Source organism: Burkholderia sp. Bp9004, assembly GCF_003858025.1.
In the GTDB taxonomy this organism is placed as follows: domain Bacteria; phylum Pseudomonadota; class Gammaproteobacteria; order Burkholderiales; family Burkholderiaceae; genus Burkholderia; species Burkholderia diffusa.
Genome location: NZ_QTQD01000031.1, coordinates 26,260 through 51,513 on the forward strand (window position 1 = coordinate 26,260; position 25,254 = coordinate 51,513).

21 protein-coding genes and 1 pseudogene are annotated in these 25,254 nt (G+C 58.0%); 8 read left to right on the top strand and 14 right to left on the bottom strand.

What is annotated here, in order from left to right; all coding sequences use genetic code 11:
* Positions 1-32 precede the first annotated feature (32 nt).
* Entirely contained in the window at positions 33-2,279 is a 2,247-nt protein-coding gene (locus DIE08_RS27590; protein WP_124904761.1) for a molybdopterin-dependent oxidoreductase, read from the bottom strand.
* 94 nt (positions 2,280-2,373) lie between these two features.
* Entirely contained in the window at positions 2,374-2,718 is a 345-nt protein-coding gene (locus DIE08_RS27595) for a carboxymuconolactone decarboxylase family protein (RefSeq protein ID WP_124904674.1), read from the bottom strand.
* 575 nt (positions 2,719-3,293) lie between these two features.
* Here DIE08_RS27595 and DIE08_RS27600 point away from each other — a divergent pair.
* From DIE08_RS27600 to DIE08_RS27615, 4 genes are all read left to right on the top strand, one after another.
* Complete coding sequence (locus DIE08_RS27600; RefSeq protein ID WP_124904676.1) at positions 3,294-4,487, top strand: mandelate racemase/muconate lactonizing enzyme family protein; 1,194 nt, start codon at positions 3,294-3,296, stop codon at positions 4,485-4,487.
* A gap of 20 nt (positions 4,488-4,507) precedes the next feature.
* Positions 4,508-5,491, top strand: a complete 984-nt coding sequence (locus tag DIE08_RS27605) for a D-2-hydroxyacid dehydrogenase (RefSeq protein WP_185715900.1) — start codon at positions 4,508-4,510, stop codon at positions 5,489-5,491.
* A 669-nt stretch (positions 5,492-6,160) separates the two neighbouring features.
* Positions 6,161-7,459 carry an aromatic amino acid transport family protein gene (locus DIE08_RS27610; RefSeq protein ID WP_124904680.1) on the top strand — a complete coding sequence of 433 codons (1,299 nt, stop codon included), beginning with the start codon at positions 6,161-6,163 and terminating at the stop codon, positions 7,457-7,459.
* A gap of 328 nt (positions 7,460-7,787) precedes the next feature.
* Positions 7,788-9,104 carry a hypothetical protein gene (locus DIE08_RS27615; protein WP_124904682.1) on the top strand — a complete coding sequence of 439 codons (1,317 nt, stop codon included), beginning with the start codon at positions 7,788-7,790 and terminating at the stop codon, positions 9,102-9,104.
* Positions 9,105-9,293: 189 nt separating this feature from the next.
* Here the strand turns inward: DIE08_RS27615 and DIE08_RS27620 are convergent, their stop codons facing one another.
* Both DIE08_RS27620 and DIE08_RS27625 read right to left on the bottom strand, forming a co-directional pair.
* Positions 9,294-10,532, bottom strand: coding sequence for a MalY/PatB family protein (locus DIE08_RS27620; protein ID WP_260436573.1), 1,239 nt, complete (start codon positions 10,530-10,532; stop codon positions 9,294-9,296).
* Positions 10,533-10,940: 408 nt separating this feature from the next.
* Complete coding sequence (locus tag DIE08_RS27625) at positions 10,941-11,714, bottom strand: SDR family NAD(P)-dependent oxidoreductase (protein WP_124904685.1); 774 nt, start codon at positions 11,712-11,714, stop codon at positions 10,941-10,943.
* Between the two features lie 532 nt (positions 11,715-12,246).
* Here DIE08_RS27625 and gcvA point away from each other — a divergent pair.
* On the top strand, positions 12,247-13,164 hold the full coding sequence (gene gcvA / locus DIE08_RS27630; protein ID WP_124904687.1) for a transcriptional regulator GcvA: 918 nt from the start codon (positions 12,247-12,249) through the stop codon (positions 13,162-13,164).
* A gap of 30 nt (positions 13,165-13,194) precedes the next feature.
* Here the strand turns inward: gcvA and DIE08_RS27635 are convergent, their stop codons facing one another.
* The 6 genes from DIE08_RS27635 to DIE08_RS27660 form a co-directional block, all read right to left on the bottom strand.
* On the bottom strand, positions 13,195-14,424 hold the full coding sequence (locus DIE08_RS27635) for an MFS transporter (protein WP_124904689.1): 1,230 nt from the start codon (positions 14,422-14,424) through the stop codon (positions 13,195-13,197).
* Positions 14,425-14,457: 33 nt separating this feature from the next.
* Positions 14,458-15,477, bottom strand: a complete 1,020-nt coding sequence (locus tag DIE08_RS27640; protein WP_124904691.1) for an alcohol dehydrogenase — start codon at positions 15,475-15,477, stop codon at positions 14,458-14,460.
* 84 nt (positions 15,478-15,561) lie between these two features.
* Positions 15,562-16,701, bottom strand: coding sequence for an FAD-dependent oxidoreductase (locus tag DIE08_RS27645; protein WP_124904693.1), 1,140 nt, complete (start codon positions 16,699-16,701; stop codon positions 15,562-15,564).
* The gene (locus tag DIE08_RS27650; RefSeq protein WP_124904695.1) at positions 16,698-17,372 is read right to left on the bottom strand and encodes a cupin domain-containing protein; all 675 of its coding nucleotides are present in this window, start codon (positions 17,370-17,372) and stop codon (positions 16,698-16,700) included. Before DIE08_RS27650 ends, DIE08_RS27645 begins: the two co-directional genes overlap by 4 nt.
* A 74-nt stretch (positions 17,373-17,446) precedes the next feature.
* Positions 17,447-17,791: a carboxymuconolactone decarboxylase family protein gene (locus DIE08_RS27655; RefSeq protein ID WP_124904697.1), complete on the bottom strand. Its 345-nt coding sequence runs from the start codon at positions 17,789-17,791 to the stop codon at positions 17,447-17,449.
* Between the two features lie 72 nt (positions 17,792-17,863).
* Complete coding sequence (locus DIE08_RS27660; protein WP_124904699.1) at positions 17,864-18,145, bottom strand: hypothetical protein; 282 nt, start codon at positions 18,143-18,145, stop codon at positions 17,864-17,866.
* 466 nt (positions 18,146-18,611) lie between these two features.
* Between DIE08_RS27660 and DIE08_RS27665 the strand changes: the two genes are divergently transcribed.
* Positions 18,612-19,571: a LysR family transcriptional regulator gene (locus DIE08_RS27665; RefSeq protein ID WP_124904701.1), complete on the top strand. Its 960-nt coding sequence runs from the start codon at positions 18,612-18,614 to the stop codon at positions 19,569-19,571.
* Positions 19,572-19,771: 200 nt separating this feature from the next.
* Here the strand turns inward: DIE08_RS27665 and DIE08_RS27670 are convergent, their stop codons facing one another.
* The gene (locus tag DIE08_RS27670; protein ID WP_124904703.1) at positions 19,772-21,034 is read right to left on the bottom strand and encodes an MFS transporter; all 1,263 of its coding nucleotides are present in this window, start codon (positions 21,032-21,034) and stop codon (positions 19,772-19,774) included.
* Between the two features lie 472 nt (positions 21,035-21,506).
* On the opposite strand from DIE08_RS27670, the gene DIE08_RS27675 reads away from it, so the two are divergent.
* The gene (locus tag DIE08_RS27675; RefSeq protein WP_124904705.1) at positions 21,507-22,286 is read left to right on the top strand and encodes a helix-turn-helix domain-containing protein; all 780 of its coding nucleotides are present in this window, start codon (positions 21,507-21,509) and stop codon (positions 22,284-22,286) included.
* 34 nt (positions 22,287-22,320) lie between these two features.
* Here the strand turns inward: DIE08_RS27675 and pycTIR are convergent.
* From pycTIR to DIE08_RS27690, 3 genes and pseudogenes are all read right to left on the bottom strand, one after another.
* A pseudogene (gene pycTIR / locus DIE08_RS27680) lies at positions 22,321-22,638 on the bottom strand (Pycsar phage resistance system effector protein PycTIR); the annotation flags it as partial.
* A gap of 30 nt (positions 22,639-22,668) precedes the next feature.
* A complete protein-coding gene (locus DIE08_RS27685) occupies positions 22,669-23,109 on the bottom strand; it encodes a hypothetical protein (protein ID WP_124904709.1) in 441 nt (146 codons plus the stop codon).
* Positions 23,110-23,285: 176 nt separating this feature from the next.
* Entirely contained in the window at positions 23,286-23,993 is a 708-nt protein-coding gene (locus DIE08_RS27690; RefSeq protein ID WP_124904711.1) for a hypothetical protein, read from the bottom strand.
* Positions 23,994-24,649: 656 nt separating this feature from the next.
* Here DIE08_RS27690 and DIE08_RS27695 point away from each other — a divergent pair.
* Complete coding sequence (locus DIE08_RS27695; protein WP_124904713.1) at positions 24,650-25,180, top strand: hypothetical protein; 531 nt, start codon at positions 24,650-24,652, stop codon at positions 25,178-25,180.
* The last annotated feature ends 74 nt before the right edge of the window (positions 25,181-25,254 follow it).

Below are 25,254 nucleotides of genomic sequence, written 5' to 3' on the forward strand. Positions count from 1 at the left end.
GGCGGAAATAATCGCTCAGGCAAAATGCGTGGTCATTGACCGAGATAGCGTTCTATCTTCACCAGGCACGTATGCGCCGCACATCCTTGCCCGAAACCAGAACTTCCCTTGTCGAGGGTAAGGACGTTTGGGTTGCCGGCACGGTCCAGCGAATCGTCAGCATCGTCCCGCGGGTCGTACCATGCGCCAGTCGGCAGCATGACGACACTTTGGCGGATTTCCTCTACGACCTTTGCGCTGGCAAGGCATTGTCCCCGTGCGTTCCATAAGCGGACAATATCGCCATCGGTTATGCCGAAACGACTAGCATCCGCCGGATGAATCCACGCCTGTTCGTGTCCGTCGCGTTTTGTGGCTTGGCTCGCCGGGGCTTCGTCAAGCTGGCTGTGCAGCTTGCCAACTGGTTGTCGAGAGATCAAGTGCAACTCGGTCGTCGCGGCGCGTCCTAGCCATTCGGCGGGTTCAAGCCAGGCGGGATGGGCCGCGCAGTCGTCGAGCCCACATTTATCGAGGGTTTCGCTCCAGAGCAGAATGCGGCCCGTACCGGTCGACAACGGATGTGCCTCTGGATCCCCACGAAATGCCTCCAGATAGGTGAAATTCGGTCGTGTGGGAACCTCGACGACACCCTTCTCCCAGAATTGTTCGAATTCCGGAAGAAGATAATCAAAGCGCTCGCGGGCGTCTTTGCGAGAGAGTTCATACAGGTGACGAATCCACCCCATCTCGTCCCGCCCCTCGCTAAATGCGGGTTCCACGCCAAGCAGATCCGCGAGTCCTCGCATGATCTCATAGTCGCTACGCGCTTGGCCCACTGGCGCTATCGCCTGATGCATGGCAACTATGTGTCCAGAACGGCGAGCACCCGCGATGTCATTGCGCTCAATTGACGTGCTCGCAGGAAGCACTATGTCGGCCCGGCGGGCCGTCGCCGTCCACATTGGATCTTGGACGATGATTGTTTCTGGGCGTGTCCATGCACGGCGCAGCCGATTCAGATCTTGATGATGGTGAAAAGGATTACCACCGGCCCAATAGACGAGACGAGTGTCCGGGTACACATAGGTCCCGCCCTCGTAAGTGAACGTTGTTTCCGGATTGAGCAGGAGATCGGCAATTCGCGCGCATGGGATGAAATCGCGGATCGGCTTGGGCCCTTGTGGAAAGGCTGGCGAATTCGAGGCCGCGAGCGGCGGGCCCATACCACCGAGCGAGCCATAGCCATAGCCGACGCCTGTACCGGGCAGCCCAATCTGGCCAACGATGGCGGCGAGTCCGAGTGCGGCCCAATAAGGCTGCTCGCCGTGGTCGGCGCGCTGCAGGCTCCAGCCCACCGTTAGCATCGAACGTGTCTCGACAAGACGCGCGGCCAGCTCTTTTAGGCGCGATGCGTCGAGATCCGCGATCGACGCCGCCCACGTCGCATTCTTCGGGATTCCGTCCGGCTTGCCGGCCAGATAGTCGACGAAGCGATCACCGCCGCTGCAGTAGGTCGCGAGAAAGTCGCGATCATGGCGGCCGGCCGCGACGATTTCTCCGGCGAGACCAAGCATTACGGCCGTGTCGGTATTGGGCCTAATCGGCCACCACTCGGCGGGCACCCATTCCGGAAGGTCATCGCGTAGTGGGGAGATCAGCACGAAATGCACGCCGCGCTCAACCATTGCACGCAAGTAAATTTCTAACTGATGGCGCGCTATGCCGCCCGCCTCACTTTGAGCCGTACGCGGAGACAATCCGCCAAAAACGACGACCGTCTGCGCATGAGCTGCGACGGCATCTAGCGTGGTGGCCCCGCCGTTGCACGCTTCAGCGTCGCCGAGCGTGTGACGCAGGATAACGGGCCCTGCGGCGGTGCTATAGGTGTCGACGTGTCCGGTGTAGCCGCCCACCAAATTGAGTAGTCGCTTCAACTGGGACGACGCGTGGTGGAAACGTCCACAACTCGTCCAGCCATACGAGCCCGCGAAGATAGAGCGATTGCCGAAGGTTTGGCGCACTCGATTGATTTCGGTGGCGACGAGACGCAATGCCTCGTCCCACGATACCGGGACAAAGCGATCGTCTGGCCGGCGATCGTTCGGCCCCCTTTCCTTTAGCCATCGCTCGCGCACCATGGGTTGCCCGACTCGATGCTTGGAGTCGGCCCAGTGTTTCACCGAGTGAATGATGGGGGACGGCGCGGGATCGCCCGCAAAAGGTTCGACGCCAACCAGGCGTCCATCGTCAACGAGGAGCGAGTATGCGCCCCAGTGACTACAGTGACTAAAGCGTTGCATTGCCACGACTACATCTCCCGAACCGCTGTCTCTATCGAAGGAACGAGCGGTCGGTGTCCGAATCCATCGACAACCGGCCGCATTTGAAGGTGACTCAGGTGTTGGGGAGTTGCTCGTATGCTTCCAGCACACGTGCCGAGTAGACCAGTGCCGGCCCAGCGTTCATTGCGATGGCGACACTTAGTGCTTCTGCAATCTCTTCTCGCGTGGCTCCGTGCTCGACGGCCTTTTTAGTATGCGAGGCAATGCAGCCGTCGCAGCGCGTGGTCACGGCCACAGCCAGCGAGATCAATTCGTGAATCTTGGGTCCGAGCGTACCGTTTTTTGCCGGCGAGCTTTGGATGGCTGCAAGGCCCTTCATCACGTCCGGACTAAGCTGGGCGTAATCACCGACGCGCGCCTGCAAAGCCGCGCGATAGTTGTTCCAATCCTGCATCATGTCGATATCTCCTCGAAGAGTGATTGAATGTCTGCTGCTGTATGGCGCCAGACTACATTGGATCAGGCCACTTAATGATTGCGCCAGTCAAGCGGGCGGCATTCCATCCGAGCCCAACCTTCTAGAAGAAAAACTAATCAGGTGGCCGGACACGGAAATGCTTTGACGACCGTCGGAGATGGCCCAGAAAGTTCCGCATTTGCTGCGAAGCGGATGCAGCTTCGGGATAACTATCGGGGCGACCCATCAATGCGGTTTTGTCGGCATCTGAGACATCACGCCCGATCCAAGTAACACATTCTGTGCGCGTCATCGCTTAATGCTGAAGCGCGAATTCGGAACAGGAGTTTTGACGAATTTTCACAAATCCTCCTCGGGTCACGTCGAAAAGATTTTCTTTATGATCGGCGTAGTAGAACTAGTTTGCGAATCGAATATGGCGTATGCACGATGGGAGCACATGTGAGTGACACCGCATCGTGTTATGGCCCCTGCTGGCCATTGGCACTTGCAATGCCTGAACGCAGCGCATTGTGTGCTGCAAACCGTGGCGATAGTAATGGAGGAGAGAGCGCATGAAGATCACGCAGATCGAAGTACTCGAGGCTGACCTGTCGGGGCGCGACGGGATGGCATCCTGGAGGGTCGTACTCGTCCGAGTGCATACGGACGAAGGGATCAGCGGACTGGGCGAGGCGGGAGTGACATATGGGGCTGGCGCTCCCGCGGCTGCGCCGATGATCCTGACGCTTGGCGAGCGATTCGTGCTCGGTGCGGACCCGTTCCATACGGATACGATATGGGAGAGCCTACTGCGGCGCTCAGTCTGGGCCGACGGAGGTGGGCCGATTGTGTTCGCGGCTATCAGTGCCATCGATGCGGCGTTGTGGGACATCAAGGGGCGGGCGCTCGGACAGCCGGTGCATCGACTGCTGGGGCGCGCCACACCCGAGCCGCTGCGCTGTTACGCGAGTCAGCTCCATTTGGGCTGGGGCGAGCACGCGCAGTGGATTGGACAGCCGACACAATACCGAGAGGCCGCGGCGCACGTCCGGGGGTTGGGATATGACTGTGTCAAAGTGAATCCCATCATGATGGACGAGGAGGGCAAGTACGCCACCGGCCTGCGCGGCGTACTGACACCGGCGCAGCGCAAACTGTTTCGCAAGCGGATGGAGGCCGTCCGCGAGGGCCTAGGAACGGATGCCGACATCATCCTCGAGCTCAACGCTTTAACGTCCACCGCCGGCGCGCTGCAAATCGCCGAACTGGTTCAGGATCTAGATATACTCTTCATCGAGGAGCCCACTCATAACAATAGCGATCACGCGCACCTTAAGATGGCACGTAAATCGCCAATTCGGCTCGCAATCGGTGAGCGCCTTTATACACGCTGGGGTTTCCTCCCTTATCTCGAGGCGGGTGCCATCGACATGATCCAACCCGATGTGTGTCTAGTGGGCGGCATCAGCGAAGCTTATCGCGTGGCGCATCTCGCTCATGCATACGACGTGGGCGTGCAAGCGCATGTTTGCGGATCGCCTTTGGCCACGGCCATTGCGCTGCAATTCGAGGCTGGGATTCCCAACTTCGATATCCATGAGAATCACGCCTATACGCTGAGGCGGGCCAACCGGGAGTTGTTCGAAGAGGACTTGCAGCCTGAAAACGGCAAGTTCGTCGTGCCTACCGCGCCCGGATTCGGCATGACCCTGAGGCGCGACGCGGAACAGCGCATGACTAAGTCATGCGTCAAGCTAACGAAGTGATGTGCCGAACGAGGGCAGAGATGAACATCGTTTTCTTCGGCAAGTTTGGACGTGAAGTCGTCGGCCCCGCCATCGCCGCTATTCCGGGCGCAGTCGTGCACTATGCGGATGACGTGGAGCAGCTCGCAGCCGTCGCTCCGCAAGCGCACGGGCTAGTGCTCGTCGGCCCTGGATACACGCCGGCTGTCGCCGCAGCCTTGGCCAGCGCGACCGAGCTGCGTTGGGTCCAGACGCTATCCGCGGGCTATGAAAACCTGCAGCGCTTTGGCGTGCCGCCGGACGTAACAGTGACCAACGCGGGCGATGCATGGTCGGTTTCCGTAGCCGAACACGCGATGGCGCTAATACTCGCGCTCGCGAAGCGCTTGCCAGAGGCGGTCAGGCAAAAGGAGCGCAGGGACTGGGACCGGCAGATGATGGCGCGCATGACTTCGTTGCATGGGCGCACCATCGTGCTCGTCGGCTTTGGCTCAATTGGCGAGCAGGTCGCGCAGAGAGCTAAGGCGTTCGGTATGAGAATTGTCGCTGTGATGCGTAAGCCGAAGCCGTCGAATCTTGCCGATTGCATCTATCCGGCTAGTGAACTACACGCGGCCCTACGTCTGGCGGACGTGGCTGCGATTGCAGTCCCGTCCGGCGCCGATACCGCCAATTTGATCAACGAGCGCGCACTGCGCGAATGCAAGCGCGGATGTCTCTTAATTAATATCGCTCGCGGCGAGGTGGTCGATCAGGACGCGCTGGCCGATGCGCTCCATTCCGGCCACATCGGCGGTGCAGGCCTTGATGTGGCTGTTCCCGAGCCCTTGCCCGAGGGGAGCGCATTATGGCGCGCGCCTAATCTGATCATCACGCCACATGTGGCCGGTGGTGGCGAACTCGTGATGGCCAAGCTTGCCGAACTCGTCGCGGATAACGTTCATCGGGAGTTGAGTGGGCAAGCGTTGCGTTGCATCGCCATTCCTCGAAAGACGGCCCGGAGGGAACGCCATATAGATGTTTGAATCCTCCATGTCCCCGGGGAAATCCAGCATTCCTTGTTGCTGAGTTCCCGGGGGCGTCCTCCCGATTCATGTTAAACCGTGGGTAGGTTTTTTGCGCGCCATTGATTTGCTGCAAAAGGCAATCCTTCGAGACTATTTTCCGCTCGTCAGGGTTCAGGCTGAGTTGGGTGGGATCGCGTGATATCACGACGTGAGATAATCATGTAAATTTTCGTTCAATATCGAGAAATTCGCAAATTAGATAATCTTTATTTGAAAGAAGGGGAAACTTTTCGCTGAGGAAGTGTGGTCTGATATTTTTTAATCTGAAAAATAAGCCGCTGAATTCATTGGCTGATCAGACCAGCGCCTGAGCGCCAACGGTGTCCGCCAGCCGGTCTGCCGCCGCGCGATAAGAGGGGGCGCCCAAAAGACGTCCTAAAGGATCTCCTGTTGTGACGATCTCTCACAAATGTCTTCACCAGCTGTCATTAATTTGTAGGGTGACTCCGGATAGGACGTGGAAATATGCACCTCTACACTTGCCATTAATCGACTGGCATTCATTGCTGAGCCGAGAAAGTCCATATTATTTTGCAAAGGTGTGCGGATTTTAATTGAATTCGAGCCGGTGCAAAAAATATAACGCGTTGATCCAAATTCTGTTCAAATTGAGAGGCGGTGAGCAACATGGGAATTCTCGGTAGCAGTTCAATTGAACTGGAGGACGGCGCGGTCGAGTCGGTGCCGTTCACGGCCTATGATGCCGGATGGGTCGTCCTCTGCATAGGGATGGCAATTGGGTCCGGCATCGTCTTTATGCCTCTCCAAATGGGCGTCAAAGGCTTTTGGGTCTCAGCGGCAGCACTTGCGATCGCCTATCCGGCAGTTCAGTTTCTTTCAAACCTATACATTCGATCGCTTTCTGAAAGCGGCCAGTGCAAGGACTACACCGGGATCATCACGGAGTACTTAGGGAAGAACTGGGCTGCAGCGCTCAGCATCGTGTACTTCATCACGCTGACCAAGGCGATGTTGGCCTATTCGACCACGCTTACGCATGATGGCGCCTCATATCTGCAGGTTTTCGGTGTGACGCATGCGTCCCTCGCGGCGACGCATTGGTTTCCGCTCTGTGTGATCGGCTTCATGGTCGCCATCGCCTCGTGCGGGGAGAGGGTGTTGTTCAAGGTTTCTGGACCGCTGATTGTCACGAAGCTTGCGATTGTGGTCTTTCTTGGCTTGTCCATGATGCCGTATTGGAACGTGAAGAACGTCAGCTTCGTTGCACCTGACAATATTTTTTCGTTCATCGAAAACGTCCTGGTGTCGCTACCGTTTGCAGTGTTCTCGATTGTGTATATCCAGATCTTGAATCCCATGAACGTAGCGTTCAGAAAGGTGGAGTCCGATCCCGCGATCGCGACCTATCGCGCGCTGCGAGCAAGCAAGATCGCGTACATCATCTTGATCGTGAGCGTTCTTTTCTTTGCGTTCTCGTTTTTGTTCTCGGTCAGTTCTGAAGATGCCCGATACGCCGTGTCACAGAACATCTCGGCGCTGGCGCTCTCGGCCCGCGTGATACCTGGCAACACGGTCAAGATCCTTGCCACAGCGCTGAACGTGTTGGCGATGTTGTCGGCGTTCTTTGGCGCGTACCTCGGGTTTCATGATGCGATGAAAGGGATCGTTGTCAACGTGTTGGATCGCTTCACGACCCGCAGTGAGACGCTTGATCGTATTTTGCCTGTGGCGATTGCCGTTGCGTCCACGCTCATGCTGACGGCTTGGGTCTGGAGCAACATTTCTACGATGGCGTTGCTGCAGTGGACATCGCCGACTTTCGGGACGGTGTCTTGCTTGATCCCATGCTATTTGGTCTGGCGAGTTCCTGCCCTGAGGAAATTCCGATCGGCCAGCGTCTGGTTCGTGGGTTTCACCGGTCTCATGTTGATCAGTACCCCGCTCTTTAAATTGCTGGGGCATTGACAACAAAATCCCGAGCTGCCGACCTAGAAATGCCCGCCTGTATGGCGGGCATTTCTATTCGTTCGCTGTGTGATCGCTTACATCGGCGGTTTCAGGTCATCGTTGTCCAGCACGATGCGTTGCGCCGGGTAGTTCAGGCCCGATCTGCTTGCGCGATGTGCGATCGTCTCGAACGTGGTCTGGGAGTCTGCTGCAGTTTTCGGCGGGTTAGGCGGTCTGAACAGGACGTGTCGTTAACGGAGACTAGATTTCGTTTCTCGGACCAAGAGCGTTGGGCATCACAAATAAGATGAGTACAACATGTGACCAGGGCGTGTAGCCTCAACTCATGGGAGATTTCGCTTTGGGAATTTGCGGTTCAAAATTGCTGTCGGTGGACTCCGATCGTAACTCGTCATTCGCGGCAAGGTCTGAACAACGCCCTGTCGCGGGCGAGCGGACCGACGGAAACCGCCGGCTTGACCGGGGTTCCGACCCAGGCGCGTTAGCCCAATTGACTGCGCTGAGAGGCAACAGGAGGCGCAGAACAGAGGCAGGAAGCGCTGGCGCCGGACAGCTTTCGCAGGCTTTGGCAACAGAGCGACTCGCAACTTTGAGCGCCGCGCACGCGGCAGCGACGGCGCCGACACATCGCGCTCAAACCGATCCAGTGACAATTGGTGTGGAACATGAACGGGAAGCGCTACTCGCTATCCCATCGGTCGCCGATTCCATTCGAGTGCCGAGCGCTTTGGGCAAGCAAATCGATGCGGCGTTCGTCGAATTGCCGAAAAAGGAGCGTTACGCCGAACAAAGAGCGGTGACCGCACGCGAGTTGCAGCAGATCCGGCAAAGCCTTTCCGACTCGTCCGTCTGTTTCTACCCGTTCGGCGGTGCTGACGGTTACCACCCGGTGCTGCTCAGCAATGCACGGGTATCGATCCTGACGGGCGCCGAACCATGGGGCAACGTTAAAGGCATCCCAAGGGCCCTTAATCTAAAGAAGTGCGAGTGGGCGCTAACTGGGATGAGCATTAATTTCGCCTTCGACAGCTTAGGGGACTGGAACACGTACGCGTCCACGTTCGGCTGCAATGACGGAACCCTCGGGCCGTTGTCGCTCGCACGTGCGGTAACCGCACAAATCCTTAACGGCGACGATGTCCGCAGTATCCATGTTTGTGCATTTGAGCTGAGCGAGGATGGGGGCATTTACTTCTCAAGAGCGAAGGGGGGCAATGCCGACAATGATCACGTTGCCTTCTGGCTGACCAACGCGGCAGGACGAAGCAGGGTATTTCTGTACACGCGCCTGAGGGTCGATACACCCGAGGCCCGTGGGCAGATCAGCGGCCTTCACGCTTTGCTTTCCAGGATCGGTGGTCGCCGGGAAGTTTTGCAACTGCAAAAAGCAATACCCCCGAACCTTTTCCAAAGTGAGGAGACGCGGCGCTTATTGTCGCCGGACGCAAGGATTATCAAGGCCATCGTCTGCGACGGCCAACGCGACGGGAGTGATACGGCGCAGCCGATATTTATGCGCGGTGCCACGTTGGAGCAGGAAGCGATTCCGCTACGGGATGTGCCTGACAGTCTCGGCCCTCAATTCGGGTACGGGCAGACCGTTTTTCTTCACAGGCCGGTCGTCTCTTCCAGAGATGCGTGATGGTCGCGCTGCGGCGCTCGCCTTGGCGCAGGCTCTACGGTCCAAAGACAAACTTGCTCGGGGACTAGCCATCACGCGGGCGATGCTGCTGCTTCATTGCAAAGCACACTGCGCAGGTCAGGTCGCAAGGATTAGAGTGTGGCCGACGCGTTCGCGTTGTGCTTGCCGCACAGCTTGCTTACGGTGTATTCATAGCCCGGCCACTGCTCCGCGAAGACGGCTGATCGCCTCGGCGATCATCGAGCGGGGGCAACCGAGGTTGGCGCGCATGTAGCCGTACCCGGCGACACCGAATTTCTGCCCTTTGTCGAGCCAGAGTCGAGCTTTGGTCAGCATGAACTTGCTCAGTGCCTCCGCATCCATCGCGAGTGCCCGGCAGTCCATCCAAGCAAGATAGAGCGAGTCGGCCGGCAACACGGTGATTTTCGACGTCATGCTATGGACCTCATCACGAAAGTAGGCGTGATTGTCACGAAGGTAGACGAGCAGTTCTTCGAGCCAAGGCTCGCCATGCGTGTAAGCCGCTTCCGCGGCCACCATGCCGAGAGTATTGACCGACGGGTACATATTCCGGTCGTACTGACGGCGCAGTTCTTCGCGCAGATGCCGATTGGGGATGAACACGTTGGCACTTTGCAACCCCGGCAAGTTGAACGTCTTGCTCGGCGCGGTGCAGGTGATGCTCATTTGCGCAAATTTATCACCCAGCGAAGCGAATGGAACGTGCTTTTTTGCTGGGTTGATGACCAGGTCCTGATGGATCTCGTCGGAAATCACGAGCACGCCGTGCCGCCGACAAATTTCTCCCATGGCGCGCAGTTCGTCCTCCGACCAGACGTTGCCCGTCGGGTTATGCGGGTTGCTGAGGATGAACAGTTTAGTATCGTCGCGAATCGCTGCCTCGAACGTGGTCTCATTGAGCCGATATCCGATCTCCGTCCGTTCGAGCGGCGCTAGCGTCAGATGACGTCCGTTCATCAGGACGTCATCGTGAAAGTGCGCGTAAACGGGCGGCTGGATGAGAATAGAATCTCCGGGGGCGGAAAACGCTTGCACGGCCGTCTTCAACGTAGTGATGATCCCGCTCGTCGGCATCATCCATTCGCGGGCCACGTCCCACCCGAATCGCTTGCCTTGCCAGCGTGTGACAGCATCAACATAGCTGCGACTTGCTCCGCGCGGGTATCCGAACACGCCGAAATCGACGGCTTCGCGAAGTGCATCGATAACCGGCTGCGGCGCTCTAAAATCCATGTCGGCCACCCACATCGGCAGCGGTTGCGCCTCTAGCTCGTCTGCCTTTAGAAATCTTTCACCGGCTTCCCATTTCAATGAGTTCGTGTTCTTCCGATTGATGATTTCGTCAAAAATGGAGGCGACTGGTTGGTTAGATTCACCGCAGTTCAAAGATTGAGAATATGCCTTCACAGTGTTTCCAATGGCTACAAGTCGGTGACTCGGGTTGGCGTGTCGCACCCGGTTGGCGCGCCAAAGCGTACTCGCGATAGCGGGCGAGTGCGACTCGTTGGGGCGCGTCCCTGACACTGCGTCGAAGCTAGCGTGAGCTTCCGAGATCGGCAGAGGCAGAGCAGGTGTGCGTCGATCTTATCAAACCGATTTGAAAATCTTGCTTTGGATATTGTGAAAATTTTTCGAAGATCTTTTTCTAAATTGGAACTTATGCGTTGCTGATGACAGTGGAGCGATAAGATTTCGGCGTGGCAGCCCCCTTGATAGGGGGCTGAGCGTTAAGCGCCATCGAGCGAGATGGCAGGCTCGCTCGGATTCTCGCCCCGGCGCCGGGCGCGCTGCCAGCGTGCCCTCCCTTTCCGAATATCAGTTGCGGCCGGCCATCACACCGCCGTCTACGTCCCAAATCGCGCCGGTGACCCAGCTCGCCTTGTCGGACAGTAGAAACGAAACCACTTCGGCGACATCTTGCGGCGTGCCAACACGGCCGATGGGGTGGAAGGCGTTGAATCCCTGCAGCGCGTCATGCACTTCCGCCTTGGGAATAAAGCCTTCATAAATCGGGGTTTGCACCACCGCCGGCGACACTGCGTTGACGCGGATGTGCTTGGGCGCCAACTCCATCGCAAGATGTTGAGTCAGTGAATGCAGTCCCGCCTTAGCCATGGAGTACGCGGAGGACGGCGTTGCTGCGATGGCTTGCTTGGCCCACATCGATCCGATGTTGACGATCGCACCAGGACGACCCTTGGCGACCAGGTTTGCAGCGACTTTTTGGGTGATGAAGAAGAAAGCCTTGTTCAACTTCATATACTGGTCGTAGTCCGAACCTTGATGCTCGAGAAACGGCTTGGGGAAGAAGACGCCTGCCGCATTGACCAGTAGATCGATGTCGGAGTGCTGCTCGTCGATCGCCTTAAGTAGCGCGGCCAACCCGTCGTCGCTGGATAGATCGGCTGTCAGAGCAGCCACCTCGCCGAGCGCTGTCAGTTCCTTGCGCGCCTGCTCGGTTTTGTCCGGACGGTGACCCACGATCACCACGCGACCGCCCTCTGCGAGGACCATACGTGCCGTCTGGAGACCCATTCCGCTCGTGCCGCCAACGACCAGCAGCTTCTTGCCCTTGAATTGACTGTTCATCTGAATTCCTTTGCCTGCTGCGGTGCAGGCTCACGTTGTATAACTGCGCCAAACTCACGGCCAGGAAGAGTGCATCAAGTCGCGCCGATACAGCGGAATCGTCCAACGTGCTGTCGGCTGCGACCGCTTTTTCTGCCGTGGCTAGGGACACCGTCGAAGCCGGCGGCCGCTAGTAGAAAAACTACATAGTCGGCCATCATTGGACCAATGGATAGCACCTCGGCCTAGCTGGTTGGCTTCGACTTAGCAGTAATTCTTCGCTGTTTTGGTCTCGTCGGCAAACGAGATAAAGTGTCTTTGATTGAAAGAAAATCTTCTTGCTTGTGCAACCCTTGTGGGGGCTGCGCATAGTTCGCCGGGCATGCCCTGAGATTCTGAATGTGAAGCGATTCCGTCGAGAAGAAAATCTATGCAGTGCGTGGGCTGCCGTGCTACATTGGGCACGAGACTTGGCGCTGGCCGAACGTACGTGGGGATGCACCCTTGCTAGCGTAGTTTTTACCCTGAAGCTTGACAGAGAGTTGATCTTTTTATGAAGGGCCCCGTCCATCTCAATGCGCTTCGTGCGTTCGAAGCGAGCGCGCGGCACCAAAGTTTTTCGTCGGCCGCAGCCGAATTGAACGTGACGCCAGCTGCAGTCGGCCAACTGGTTCGCTCGCTCGAAGAGTGGCTAGGTGCGCCGCTATTTCATCGAGGAACGAGTGGCCGTTCACGTCTCATTCCGACCGAAACAGCGGAGCGTGCGCTGCCGGATCTTCGAGCAGGATTTGATCGACTTTCGCTTGGGCTGAGCCGCCTGCGCGAGGGGACGCGAAGCGGGGTGCTAACGGTCGCAGTTAGCCCTGCTTTTGCTAGCAAGTGGCTCCTGCCGCGAATAGAGCGGTTTCACGACATATGTCCGGAGACTGACGTTCGACTCGACACAAACCTTAAGCTAATCGATTTTGCCGCTCAAGGCATTGATATTGGTGTGAGGTACGGTCGCGGTTCCTGGCCTGGCCTGGCGTCGGAAAAATTGATGGACGAACAAATCTACGCCGTTTGCTCGCCAGCATGGCTCGCCAAGAACGGGAAAGTAAAGACCCCCAATGACCTCGCCGGCAAAGCACTGATACACGATCTGTCGGTCGATGCTCATCTTGGATTTGCGTCGTGGGACGATTGGCTCCAGCGGGCCGGAGTCGAGAATGTCGACGCGAGGCGTGGAATGCGGATCAACAATTCGGCCGCTGTGCTGCAAGCGGCGGTGGAGGGTCACGGCGTTGCGCTAGCGCGTAGCGTCATGGCCGCCGACGATCTGGCTGCGGGTCGGTTGATTCAATTATTCCCCAAGGTGAAGTGGACTTCGGAACTGGCCTACTACATCGTCTACCGCCCTGAGTGCTCGTCTCTACCGAAAATCGCAGCCTTCCGCGAATGGTTGATCCGAGAAGCGGCATCCGCGCACTGACCGATGACCGCTCTCACGTTTGGGATTCGATCAACCCGCAACGGCGCGTTGCCGAGTTACCGCAGACATGACCAGGGCAAGCACGGCCAAGGCAAGGGGAATGAACGACAGGCCGAGCACCGTATTCCACCCATAGGTGGTCAGAAGATCACCAGACAGGAAGGAGCCAACGGTCATCGTCCCGAATACGATGAAGTCATTGAGCGACTGCACGCGGGCTTTTTCTTCTGGCCGATGACATTCGAGCACCAGGGCTGACGCGCCCACGAAGCCGAAGTTCCACCCCAGGCCGAGCAAGATCAGTGTGCCCCAGAAATGCGCAACGTCGACGCCGGTCAAACCGACCGCAGCCGAAAGCGCGGTGAGCAGCAGGCCCGCCATGACGACCCTTTGCGGTCCGAACCGAGTGATGAGCCGTCCTGTAACGAAGCTAGGGCCATACATCGCGATAATGTGCCATTGAATGCCGAGATTGGACGATGTTTGCGGCAGGCCGCAAATCTGCATTGCCAGCGGGGCCGCTGTCATGAGGAAGTTCATGAGCAGGTATGAGACAGCTGCGCAGACGACGGCCGTTACGAACCGGGGTTGGCGAGCGATGGTGCGCATAGGACGCCCCGCAGCTACCGCGGTCTTCGAAGGCCTCGGCAAACGCACACCGACAAGGATGCATGCGGCCACGGCGGCCACAGCGGCTTGCGCTAGAAACGTCGCGGCGAACAGATGGGGTAGCCACAGATTCATAGTGAAGGTGACGAGCTGTGGCCCGATCACACCGGCAAAGACTCCGCCCGCCATGACGAAGGACAACGCACGCGGGCGACGCTCCGGCAGAACACAATCGGCGGCCGCAAAGCGGAAAGACAAAACAACAGCAGCATACGCACCGGCGAAGAGCGTTGCCGTGCAGAATAACCAGAAACCTGCTAGCACGACCGCCAATGCAGCAAGCAAACCCGCGAGCACTCCGAACCCAGTGCCGATCAAAAAGGCCGCTCGACGGCCGTGGCGTTGAGCGATCAGGCCGCTCGGCAATGAGAAGATCGCCATCCCCACTACGAACATGGAGATCGGCATTGTCGCCAGCGCGTGACTGGGCGCGAGCGCATTTCCGACGATCGCGCCTGTCGAGTAGACGATCGCCGAGTTCGCGCCGGCGAATGCCTGGGCGACGGTGAGCCTAGCGATATTGCTTTTCGCGTTGGCGTAAAGCGAATACGATGGCACCTCGGTTGAGGTGCCTGCATTTACCTGTGACATAGATTTACTCTGTTAGATCCTGAATCGCCGTCGCTATGAAGTGGTCAATACCATACGGAACTTGACGTCGCCGCGTTTTACTTTCTCATAGGCGGCGAACGCATTTTCCAATGGCATCGTCTCGATCATTGGTCGTATGCCGGACAGCACGCTGAAGTTCAGCGTCTTTTCGTTCTCGCAGGGAGAGCCTGTAATCGAACCCGCGATGCTTTTCTCTCCTGCGACGAGCTGGCCGCTCGATATGTGCAACGAATCTTTGGCTACGCCTAACACGATCATCTGGCCACGCGGCGCGAGTGCCCCCATTAGCGTCGTGACGGCGGCGGCGTCACCTATTGTCGAGATGATCGCTTGCGCTCCTCCCATCTCATTGAGCCGGGTCACGGCGTCATCTTTATGCGTGTCGATGTACACATGCGCGCCCAATGCCAACGCCGCGGCGGCGATATCGTCGCCGCGACCGACGGCGGCAACCTTGAATCCCATCTGTCGCGCGTATTGCAGCGCCATGTGTCCCAGGCCACCGATGCCCAGCACCGCCACCAGATCGCCTGCTTCAGCCGCCGATTTCTTGAGTGCATTGAACGTTGCAATGCCCGCGCATAAGATAGGAGCCGCCTCTCCAGAGTCGAGCTCGTCAGGGATCGAAACCAATCCAGTGCTACGGGCCACCATTACTTCGGCGTATCCGCCGTCGCACGTAACCCCAACCACTGGCTGATTCCGGCAGAGTTGGAAGTGCCCTTGTCGGCATTGATCGCATTCGTTGCAGTGGCCGCCGAGACGGCCCACGCCAACGCGCTGACCCACCTTCCACATTGACGATACGCCGACTCCGATAGCAGCAATTCGTCCGATGACTTCGTGCCCGGGCACACGCGGCTGCCTCAATGCTGCATCGGCGCGCTCGATGTCGGAGACGTCGGCGCCGCAAATGCCGCACGCCTCAACCGCGATCAAGACTTCGCCGGCTCCCGGGGATGGGGTAGGTCGCTCGACGAGCTCGAGGACTCCAGGCTGGGTGACCTGCATAGCTCGGTATGTGGTTCTCATCTTCGTATCGCAAAGGGCGTTCGTGCCCAGAGAATTCTTAATCCCGCGCCGCACAATCGCACGGTTGCCAAAGCGTCTTGCAGCTCAACTGCCAACCCCTGCTGCGTTGAGTGCGTGACGTATGCTCACCGTGGCCGCATCGATGGCACCGGCCACATAGCCGGGAAACCGAGGTGACCATTCACTGGCAATCCCCGCCAGACAACCGTGCCACGGCCCCGAATCTGCTGTTGCCGCTGGAGCCGCCCCATGTCCAGCCATACCGTCAAGGTCGGCCGGTGTCGCGGTCAGGGAATCGGCAGCCCAATCCTTGATCAGTTCGGCTTTGGGAAGCGCCGCCTGCGGGCCGAATATCCGCCGCAACTGCGCGCGACAGTGCAACCGAAGCTGTTCCTCCGGCAAATGCTTGCGCGTGCGTGCGGGTGTGCTGAAAAATCCGAACAGTGCGCCATTGCCGCTCGGCGACGATGCATCATGTATTTCGCCCAGTGGTCCCGCGGCGCTGCGGGCTTCGCCCGACAGTCCTTGGTCGCGCCAGAAGGGCGTCTCGTAGACGGCGACGTATTTGGCGTGCGACGCCATCCACGTGCCCGTACCAGCCCAGTTGAGAGATAGCGAATCGGGCAGCGCGGGTATGAAGTCGATTGTGGAGACAGCCAAGCGAGGTGGTACGGCGAGCAACACGAAATTCACGCCGTAAGTGATCCGTTGTTCACGCGAATTCTCGGCCTCAATCTCGACGTGCTGTTCGGTGCGGCGAATACGCCGGACTGCGTGGCCGATGACGAGCCGCTCCTGCGCAAGCGTTTGGCGCAGCGCTGCGATCATAGCGCCCATGCCACCCGCTAGGCGCATGGACGGCGTGGACATAGTGTAGGCAGAGTCGATCCGCATGGGCACTTCGTGCGGCGATCGCTCAATGATCATACTTCCGGCCTCATGCTGCTCCAGTCTGTCGAGGCCCAGATCGGCAATGAGCCGGTCCAACTGCGGTTGCAACGTCGGCCAGAACCAAGTTGGTCCCAAATCGAAGCGATCCACAGCATTGAACGTGTCTTCGGCTCGAGCGTGCGTCTTGGAAACCGGTGCCGAAAGGATGCGGCCACCAAACTCAGAGCGAGCCTCTAACAATACGTAATCGTCGATGCCTCGCTGCTCGAGAAGAAACGCCGCATACAAGCCGCTTAGCCCCCCGCCGATGATGGCAATGCGTGCCTTTTTCATGCGCACGCCTCGACAGCCGGATCGGCCAAATGGCCGGTCTTGAAATAGCAGGTCGCTCCCCGGGCGCCGGCTATGAACCCGGGATACGCTCCCTTGGGTAGCCGAATCCAGCTACCGCGACGACAAGGTTGCTCCCCGAGCACTATGTCACCGGATAACACAAACAATTCAATGCCCTCCACGGGCCCGTCAAATAACACCTCGCCTGCGGATAAACGTCGCAGAAAAACCCGTTCGGACCCGTACGAGAAAAGCGGGCAAACCTCCCGGCCATCTTCGCGCTGCCACCGCGCGGGATCGCGAGTGTCCAATCGCACGCGCTGGGTATCACCGGGCTGCATTTGCCGAAGCTTGACAAAGATGAGCGCGCCTTCAGCACTGGACGGCCGATGGACGGAACCCGGCGGATTGCGTAGATACCAGCCGGCTTGATAATGCACGTCATTCTCGGAAAACGTGCCTGACAGTACCAGAATCTCTTCGCCCCCGGGGTGTGCGTGGCCGGGGAAGTGCGAATCGGCGGCGTACCGTACGACGCTCGTCGCACGGGCCTGTTCTGCGCCGATCCTCTCGAGCATCATGCGCTCGACGCCCCTCTGCGGACTGGTGATCCATTCGTACTGCTCTGGAGTCACGATGACCCGGCGCGAAAAATCTGCATTTACAAGCATGGACGTCTTAATGGAAACAACATCGCGCGGCCAACCAGCTGAAACGCCGAAAGCCGGCCGCGTCGATGAGGCGCTTACGCGTTGGACAGTTGCGTGTGAGCTTCGAGTACGCGCGCTGAGTAGACCAAGGCCGGTCCTGCGTTCATTGCGATGGCAACGCTCAACGCTTCCGCGATCTCTTCTCGCGTCGCGCCATGTTCAACTGCCTTCTTCGTATGTACGGATATGCAGCCGTCGCAGCGCGTGGTAACAGCCACAGCCAACGAGATCAGTTCGTGAATCTTTGGTCCGAGCGTGCCATTCTTTACAGGTGAGTTTTGGATGACAGCGAGGCCCTTCATAACGTCGGGGCTAAGTTCGGCGTAGTCGCCGACGCGCGCTTGCAAGGAGGCGCGGTAGTTATTCCAATCTTGCATCATGTTGATATCTCCTCGAAGAGTGACTGAATGCCTGGCGCCAGTCGGCACCGGACTATGTAGGGTTAGAGAGGGTTAGAGGGCTTGATAGATGCGCACATCCGGCGCGGCGTCCAGCAGTGGCTTGAGGCTGTCGACCACGTCCGCAGTAAACAATTCGCTCTGCAAATAGGCGTTTGCGTTTTGTGCGCTATCGAAACCGTGCAGCACTTGCACGTCTTCATCGCGCACCAGCAATTCCTTTGACTTCGCGCCGGTGACTGTGTGGAGGAACGGTGCCTTGTATTTCTCGTAGATACCCGCGGCGGCGGCACGGTTGGCGTTAGCAATCTTTAGGATGATCTGCAGATAAACCATTTAGTTGCTCCTGATTACGCGTTGGGTGATCGAGGTTCCCGGGATCGCATTGCTATGCATCTGCACGGATGCCGGTGAAGTCAGCACACTGGAGGAGGGGATGTCGCCCCGATCCGGCGAGCGAACAAATGTCTTGCGTCAGTGTCCAGTGATGCTGATTCTTGCTGCAGCGAATTGTTCGCCGATTTGCGTCTTCCGGCAAACGAGATAAAGTATCGGGCTCTAAAAGAAAAACTCACTCGTGCTGAAGACGATCCACACCCTATGACTTCAGGTCACATGCACGGTAAAGTTTTCCTTGTCCGTTGGGATAGAAAATATGCCGTGATCCACCGGCATGCGGCGCCTAGAATGCGACGCATGCCGATTCATTCAAACCACGTTTTCCGTGGTCCTCCTCTCGGGCGCGGCTCAATCAAGCTACGCCCGTTGGCCGTATGTTGTTCGATAACGTCTCGGTTACGTTATGAAGAGTTTCGCGTCGCTTACGCAGATCACCATCTTTGTCCGGATAGCCGAGCTGGGTAGCCTATCCGCCGCCGCTCGTGAATTGAATCTATCTCCTTCGGCTGTCAGTAAGAGCTTGGCGCAACTCGAAGATCAGCTGGGCGTGTTGCTTGTCAAGCGGACGACTCGAAGCCTGACGTTGACGGATAGCGGCCGAATCATATTCGAACGGGCCAACGACATTCTCGCCGATCTCGAAAGTACGCTTGATGCGGCCCGTCAACTGAAGACACTGCAAGGAAACCTCAGGTTAACGTGCTCCATTGCGTTCGGGTCGAAGCAGCTTACGCCGATCATGGGTCGGTACCTGGACCGGCATCCGGCGGTTAGCGCATCGATTACGTTGGACGACCGGCTGACGAATCTCGTAGAAGAAAATTTCGACTTGGCGATCCGGATCACCAGCAGGACCGACGCCAATTACGCCGCCCGGAAGCTCGCGACGATACACTGGATGTACTGCGCCGCGCCCGACTATCTCGACTCCCATGCGCCGATACGCAAGCCCGTCGACATCGCGGACCACAGGTGCTTGGTCTATCCGGGTACGACTACGAATGGGTCGTGGACATTCTGCGGGAAGAACGAAGCGCAGCAGATTGCGGTAAAGACCGCGCTTGACTCGAATTCGAGCCTCGCATTGTATGAGGCCGCGCTGCGAGGTCACGGTGTCGCGTGTCTGCCAACATATCTCGTGGCGGCCGATATCGTTCGGGGCGCACTACGCACGGTTGTGCCGGAGTATCGTTCGGCGACAGAGCACACTTTGTACGCGATGTACTATCGCTCGAAATATTCGAACGCGTTGGTGCGCAGCTTCATCGACTTCCTCGTCGAGGAGATCGGAGCGATCCCACCATGGGAAATGGCGCTGCAAGAAGCGGTGGGGGCTCCGCAATTCGCCGGCGAAGCCGGCTGAAGTGGCGGTCATCCCCCAACGTGTCCGTTCATATATGCACAATGTCGAATAGTCGGACAGACAAAGCTTTCGGGGCCATTGGACCGTGTCGGCGTTTTGTTGCTTCGCTTGGAAGAACGTTACGGGTGCTCTTGATTGCCGGCCCGTCAAACGGCCCCCACCTAGCGGATGTAGACGACGTCAGCCGAGCTGCTATCGAGTCACTTCGATGAACGTCGCGAAGCATCGCTTTGAGAGGTCGATATGAAGCCGAACAGACCGAGCACTGGTCCCGGTATCAAGAGCCATGTGGCGTCGAGGCCGACGAGTTCGAATAAGGAGGTCGTCGCGGCGATCGATAGAACCGTGATCGCAAAGCCAATGGAATTTTGGATGGCCAACGCGCTTCCCACTAGACCGGGCGGACAAGCTTTGGCAGCGAGGGCTGAGAATTGCGGAGAGTCCGCAACGACAGATGCCCCCCAGAGAATAAGCAGGACCGCAATGGCCTCCATCGGGAGATAGCGCCAACCGATCGCAAACATCAACCCGCAAAGCCCTGACATGCATAGTGCTCCCGCGGCGACTTTCGCGCTACCGATATACCGGGACAACACGCCGCCAGTGAGGGAGCCAACCGCGCCAACACCGATCACACAGAACGAAATGCCCGAAACACCCAGTCCAGGGAAATGCGACGCTAGCGAAGTATGAGCAACCAGCAGCGGTACGGCGGTCCAGAATGAATAGAGTTCCCACATGTGACCGAAGTAGCCGAGAGTTGCCGCACGAAACGGACGCAGCCGGAAAGCGCAGAGAACAGATGGCGACAGAGCTTTTGTGGTTCGCGTTGCAATCGTGGTTTGGCTTCTAGTCCGAGCGTGCGGTCCGTCTCCCAGTGCGCCGATCAGCGCCGCGCCGATCAGTGCCAGCACTGACGAGGCAGTGATGATTAGCTGCCAACGGACGCCCGCGCCCATGACGCGCATGGCGTGCGGAAGCGCCGTGCCAAGGGTCAGCATCGCGACAAGCTGTGCGAGCGCTTGTCCCGTCCGCTCTGGCGCCCAGCCGACGATTAACTTCATTCCCATCGGGTAGATCCCTGCGAGGCACAGGCCGACACCGAATCGGAAGATGGCGCCACTAACCAGTCCAGTGGCGAGCCACGCGAAACAAACATTGAACGTCGCCCCGACGATCGCGGCATAAACGAAGATTGTGCTCGCGCGGCAGCGATCGGCCGCACCGCTTAACGAGATCGTAAGTGTGCCAAGGATGAAGCCAAGCTGCACGGCATTAGTCAACCAGCCAATATCGGCGGCGCTCGCGTGCCAGATGCGCATCAGATCACCCGCTGTACTGTTGGCGCTGAACCACAGTGCAGTGCCAAAAAGCTGAGCGATTGAGATTGTGGCGACCGGGCCTGGCACGTTAACGAGTAGCCGTTGAAGCCCGTTTCTCCTCACCGTTATGCTCGAATTCATTTCACATCCCTTTCTGGCGCGTTCTGGAGGTCGACGAACGAGACGCTAACCGGTTTGAACGGCCCCAACATAAGAATCGTTCTTCGACAGTGCCCCGTCGAAGGATCACAAGTGGCCCGGACCACCGAGGCGACACATCTTTATTTGACTCGGCGGGGTATTCGCTCAAGGGCAGTCAAGACCTGCCGACCTCACTCCAGCAGCTTCAATTTGCCTCATCCATCGCGAGTCTCGCGGCGACCGGCGCCGGTGTAATCTCGTCAAGAAGCGCGCGTGCTTTTGCCGCTTCGCCGCTTCGCAATAGCGAAACGAGAAGCGAACTCCAGCGGAGATCGTGAGCCTTCGGTGGGAGGCGATCGCCAATTTCGTTGAGCGGGCGGGCTGACCATCCCGTCATTAGATCAATTTCCTACGTGGCCGTATTTCGATGAATCGACATACTGTATAGAATATTCGCCAATTGGAGAGAACGATGACATGGAAGCCAATCGAGGCCCCGGCAGGGCTTTCGCCGCCTAGGCCGCTCGCCGTGCGCGCGCAGTTCATTCCGGCCCGCCACTACTTCCCTGAGCATGCTCATCGGTGGAATCAGGTGGTCTATGCGATCTCGGGAGTTTTGACGGTGATCGCCGAAGGCAGGTCTTTCGTCATTTCGTCAGAGCAAGCGGTGTGGCTGCCGGTCGGTGCGCGTCACAGCGTCGGATCGTTATTGGGCGCAGAATTTCGGAGTCTCTGGATCGCAGAAGATATGGACGACGGCGGGAACGTGGCCGGGCCGACCGTATTCGGTGTCTCGCCATTGCTCAAGGCGCTTGTTATTGAGGCTGCTGAGATAAGCGCAATGCCAGATGACGACGGATATGTGGGCCGCGTCACTCGTCTAATTTTCGATCAGTTGCACCGTGCTCGTCCTATTTCCGCAGCGCTTCCTTGGCCGCGAGCTCGGGCGCTGTCAAGCATCTGCGAGGCACTCTACGCCGATCCGGCGGACCCTCGAGGACCTGAGGAGTGGAGCAGCATTTTAGGCATGTCGACGCGAACTTTGGCTCGTCGCTTCGCAACCGAAACAGGCATGAGTTTGCGTTCTTGGCGGAGACGTATGCGCTTGTTCAGGGCGATCGAGTTGCTGGGCGGCGGGCTGGGCGTTACGCGCACGGCAATGGAGTTGGGATATGGCTCAACGTCCGCCTTTGTTTACGCATTTCGCCTCGAGATGGGGAGTAGTCCGCAGGTGTACATGCGCGGACGCTGATGAAACCGCGTCATGCTTCGCTCGCTGGAGCTGTGATCGCCTCCGCAAAATCGCACTGATCCAGCTCACGTTCGATATCGTCTAGCGTATAGTTTGCGACCTTGAACACACCCTGGTTCCACGGCACGGTCAGGAACTTGTCGTGTGCGAACATGGATTGGAGCAAGTGCCCGACGCCAACCGCCTCAGCGCTCGAAATCACGAAAACGCGGATTTTGTCGCGCTTCGCGTTCACGAACTGGTTGCGCTCGATCAAGCGTTTCGAGAGTTCTTTTGCCATCCGGCGCCAGATGTCCGGATAGCGACTGCCAAGTTCGCTCAATTGCTGTTCTGTGATTTTCGCGACAAGGGAATGTCTCATACCATTCCACAGTGCGCCGGTTCAGTTTGCAGCGAACTTTATTAGATACTCGGCTTCTTCCTGCACGACGGGCCATCCCTCGCGCAGCATCCTCACGGCTTCGTCGACCACCTCATAGCTCAGTTCACAACTATCGATGTCCGTCACGCCCATGAGCGCGAGGTCGGAGGCCGATGCCTCTCCAAAGGAAATTTTGAGGGCCAAGGAGTCCGCCATAGCGCCGGTATCATCCGTCTCGCCACTCAGGATTTCTTCGGCCAACAGGCCAGCCATGCCGACGAGGACCTTCCAGTTCGCAGGTAGCTCGGGAGCGGGAAACCCATGGTTCAACGCTGTTTTGCGCATCACCTCCGGGCAGGTGCGGGGACGGAACTGGCCAAGCCACGCGCTCTCCTCTGGATTACCACTCTCGTTTTTCCACACGACTGCGTCGCCAGCGCCGCCGAAGCGCTCGTAGAGCATCTTGTGGCCCGCTTCGTGGTATGCGGCGTTTCGGAGTTCTCTGTTAGCTATCTGCTCTTCCGTAAAATAAATCATATTCGTCGAATGTGGTCGGTGTGGTTAGGTCAGGGCATAGCTCAGTGAAAGGGCTACGGCGCCGGGCAAGATGCTCAGCGCTGCGCTGTTCCAGCTTCAACTCAAATGTCTGTGGGGGATAAGACGAACTTTGCACGAAACCCATCGGGCCGTGGCAATGGTGGCACGCGAGCAGACAGGAGCGGGTATGCAGCCCGATGGCTCTTGACGTGCTCCACCATACTGAGCCACGGCTCCATGTCTCCCCAAACGTAATGCGTGTCTATCAGTTCTCCGGCATTCAGAGCGATATTCGGCATCTCTGGCAGATAGAGCCGGTAGACCCAGTCAGTACCCTGTTCGACGCCGACCACAATCGGCACGACCTTCCAGTCCTCCCAGTGGGCGATGTACATCCAAACATCTGGGGTTTTCGCATTGGCAAGCCAGTGAATCTCCAGGTCGCCGATGGACAGTGTCATGTCAATGACAGGATGCGAGCCAAGCTGCAGGCTCTCGAAAGTCATTATCGCCGGCGAGAAGTCCCGCGGCAGGCTGGCCAGGGCCGAGGCGTCCATCGGACATGTCAGCGCACAGACGTGGAACGGGAGCCCTTTCGGCATCTTCCGCTTGCGCCAGAATCGCGCCAAAAAATCAAAACTACCTACGGCATGCACATTGTCGCCAAAGTTGTTCATTTTTCGGGTTCGTTGGGATGCGAGTCCAGCCGGTCGGCTGCTCGCACAGGCGTGCGTTGCCTGCATATGAGTGTAGGTTCGCCGAAGGGGCATGATTTGCTCAAAATTGAGCAGATCGGCTTTTGCACCCATGCTGGCATCGGTGAGAACCGAAAGCCAAAGAACCCACGCGGCAGAATTTCGACGCAGGAGGGGCCAGATTTCGTCTGGGTCGCCAAGCTAATCTTGCTGAGAGCCTATTGACGTGCAGGTGGAAACGAGACCGCGCATCTCGACTGGGTTCCAAACCGTATTCGATTAGATTCGGTTACGCCTTGTGCCACGGGCGTGCCGGGCAGGTGTTGCGTACCCATATCCGTATCCAGTCAAAGCTCACGGTCATCCGGCGGGAGGCGATTTTGCCTCCCCACATTTGTGGGCCATGCAGCCCAAGTACAGCGTGCGCGCCGCATATTTGTAGGCCATGAGCGGAGCGGACCTGCCGCATGATCCAGCCCTTTTAATCTGACATCGAGCGGGTTGGGAGCGCACGAGGTCACTTACATCCATTGGTGTTCGCGGGGCTGAGACGGAAAACAGGCTTATTTGTCGGGCAGTTATTTTTAAATCAAAAACTCCCTTGGGTTATCGCTTGTTTTTGCCATTCGAGGAAACTCCATCTATCTAAGGGGCATTTTTTGTCGCGTCATCCGCTTCGATCGACACTATACGTCCTATGCCCGATTCGACAAATCGAGGCGATAACTCTGCTCGATCTACCGTCGCAGCAGCTGAACTGGACTACGCGGATGAACAATAGCCGATTGCGCGGCATCCGCACATTTATGGAGTACGTTCTGGGCGTTTTGTTTTGGGCTGGCAGAGGGTTGACGAAGCTTGATGAAGCCGCGTTAAAGGAGCTTACGGACGATGATTACGCGACGGCGGACCTGATGGTCGTGGAAGGCAATCCGGACGTCCCGCAACTAGCCGAAGGCGTGGAGGTTGGCGCCACCTACCAGTTTGCGGAAGTTTTCTTCTTCTCCTTTCCTCACTGGCGCGTTTGCCGTGACTGGGTCATAAAGCTGGCGGAGATGGTCGGCTGCACGAACGAACTCCTGAAGATGGGTGGTCCTGTCGCTTTCAGCGATTTCTTCATGTGGATGCAAGAGGGAACGGTTGGTCCGAAGGCTTCGGCGAAGCTGGCGGCGGAGTTCGCGGAATGGGACGAGCGCGCGAAGAGGTTTGCGGACCAGGACTTCTATGAACTCTTTACAAACATGCGGGCGATGTTCGAGTGGGGGGCGGGGGATGGTTTGATTTGCCTTAGTAGCGCGTAATTTGCTATGCGTGATTGCATCTCGCTTTGCAAACGGGGAGCACCGGGCGAGTGGTCACCTCACGAGCAGCGAAC

Coding starts and splice junctions, on each gene's coding strand:
- DIE08_RS27695 (WP_124904713.1), top strand. CDS start 24,650: ATGAACAATAGCCGATTGCGCGGCATCCGCACATTTATGGAGTACGTT.
- DIE08_RS27610 (WP_124904680.1), top strand. CDS start 6,161: ATGGGAATTCTCGGTAGCAGTTCAATTGAACTGGAGGACGGCGCGGTC.
- DIE08_RS27615 (WP_124904682.1), top strand. CDS start 7,788: ATGGGAGATTTCGCTTTGGGAATTTGCGGTTCAAAATTGCTGTCGGTG.
- DIE08_RS27650 (WP_124904695.1), bottom strand. CDS start 17,372: ATGCTTGTAAATGCAGATTTTTCGCGCCGGGTCATCGTGACTCCAGAG.
- DIE08_RS27645 (WP_124904693.1), bottom strand. CDS start 16,701: ATGAAAAAGGCACGCATTGCCATCATCGGCGGGGGGCTAAGCGGCTTG.
- DIE08_RS27600 (WP_124904676.1), top strand. CDS start 3,294: ATGAAGATCACGCAGATCGAAGTACTCGAGGCTGACCTGTCGGGGCGC.
- DIE08_RS27640 (WP_124904691.1), bottom strand. CDS start 15,477: ATGAGAACCACATACCGAGCTATGCAGGTCACCCAGCCTGGAGTCCTC.
- DIE08_RS27665 (WP_124904701.1), top strand. CDS start 18,612: ATGAAGAGTTTCGCGTCGCTTACGCAGATCACCATCTTTGTCCGGATA.
- DIE08_RS27670 (WP_124904703.1), bottom strand. CDS start 21,034: ATGAATTCGAGCATAACGGTGAGGAGAAACGGGCTTCAACGGCTACTC.
- DIE08_RS27635 (WP_124904689.1), bottom strand. CDS start 14,424: ATGTCACAGGTAAATGCAGGCACCTCAACCGAGGTGCCATCGTATTCG.
- DIE08_RS27685 (WP_124904709.1), bottom strand. CDS start 23,109: ATGCTCTACGAGCGCTTCGGCGGCGCTGGCGACGCAGTCGTGTGGAAA.
- DIE08_RS27655 (WP_124904697.1), bottom strand. CDS start 17,791: ATGATGCAAGATTGGAATAACTACCGCGCCTCCTTGCAAGCGCGCGTC.
- DIE08_RS27595 (WP_124904674.1), bottom strand. CDS start 2,718: ATGATGCAGGATTGGAACAACTATCGCGCGGCTTTGCAGGCGCGCGTC.
- DIE08_RS27625 (WP_124904685.1), bottom strand. CDS start 11,714: ATGAACAGTCAATTCAAGGGCAAGAAGCTGCTGGTCGTTGGCGGCACG.
- DIE08_RS27690 (WP_124904711.1), bottom strand. CDS start 23,993: ATGGGTGCAAAAGCCGATCTGCTCAATTTTGAGCAAATCATGCCCCTT.
- DIE08_RS27660 (WP_124904699.1), bottom strand. CDS start 18,145: ATGGTTTATCTGCAGATCATCCTAAAGATTGCTAACGCCAACCGTGCC.
- DIE08_RS27590 (WP_124904761.1), bottom strand. CDS start 2,279: ATGCAACGCTTTAGTCACTGTAGTCACTGGGGCGCATACTCGCTCCTC.
- DIE08_RS27675 (WP_124904705.1), top strand. CDS start 21,507: ATGACATGGAAGCCAATCGAGGCCCCGGCAGGGCTTTCGCCGCCTAGG.
- gcvA (WP_124904687.1), top strand. CDS start 12,247: ATGAAGGGCCCCGTCCATCTCAATGCGCTTCGTGCGTTCGAAGCGAGC.
- DIE08_RS27605 (WP_185715900.1), top strand. CDS start 4,508: ATGAACATCGTTTTCTTCGGCAAGTTTGGACGTGAAGTCGTCGGCCCC.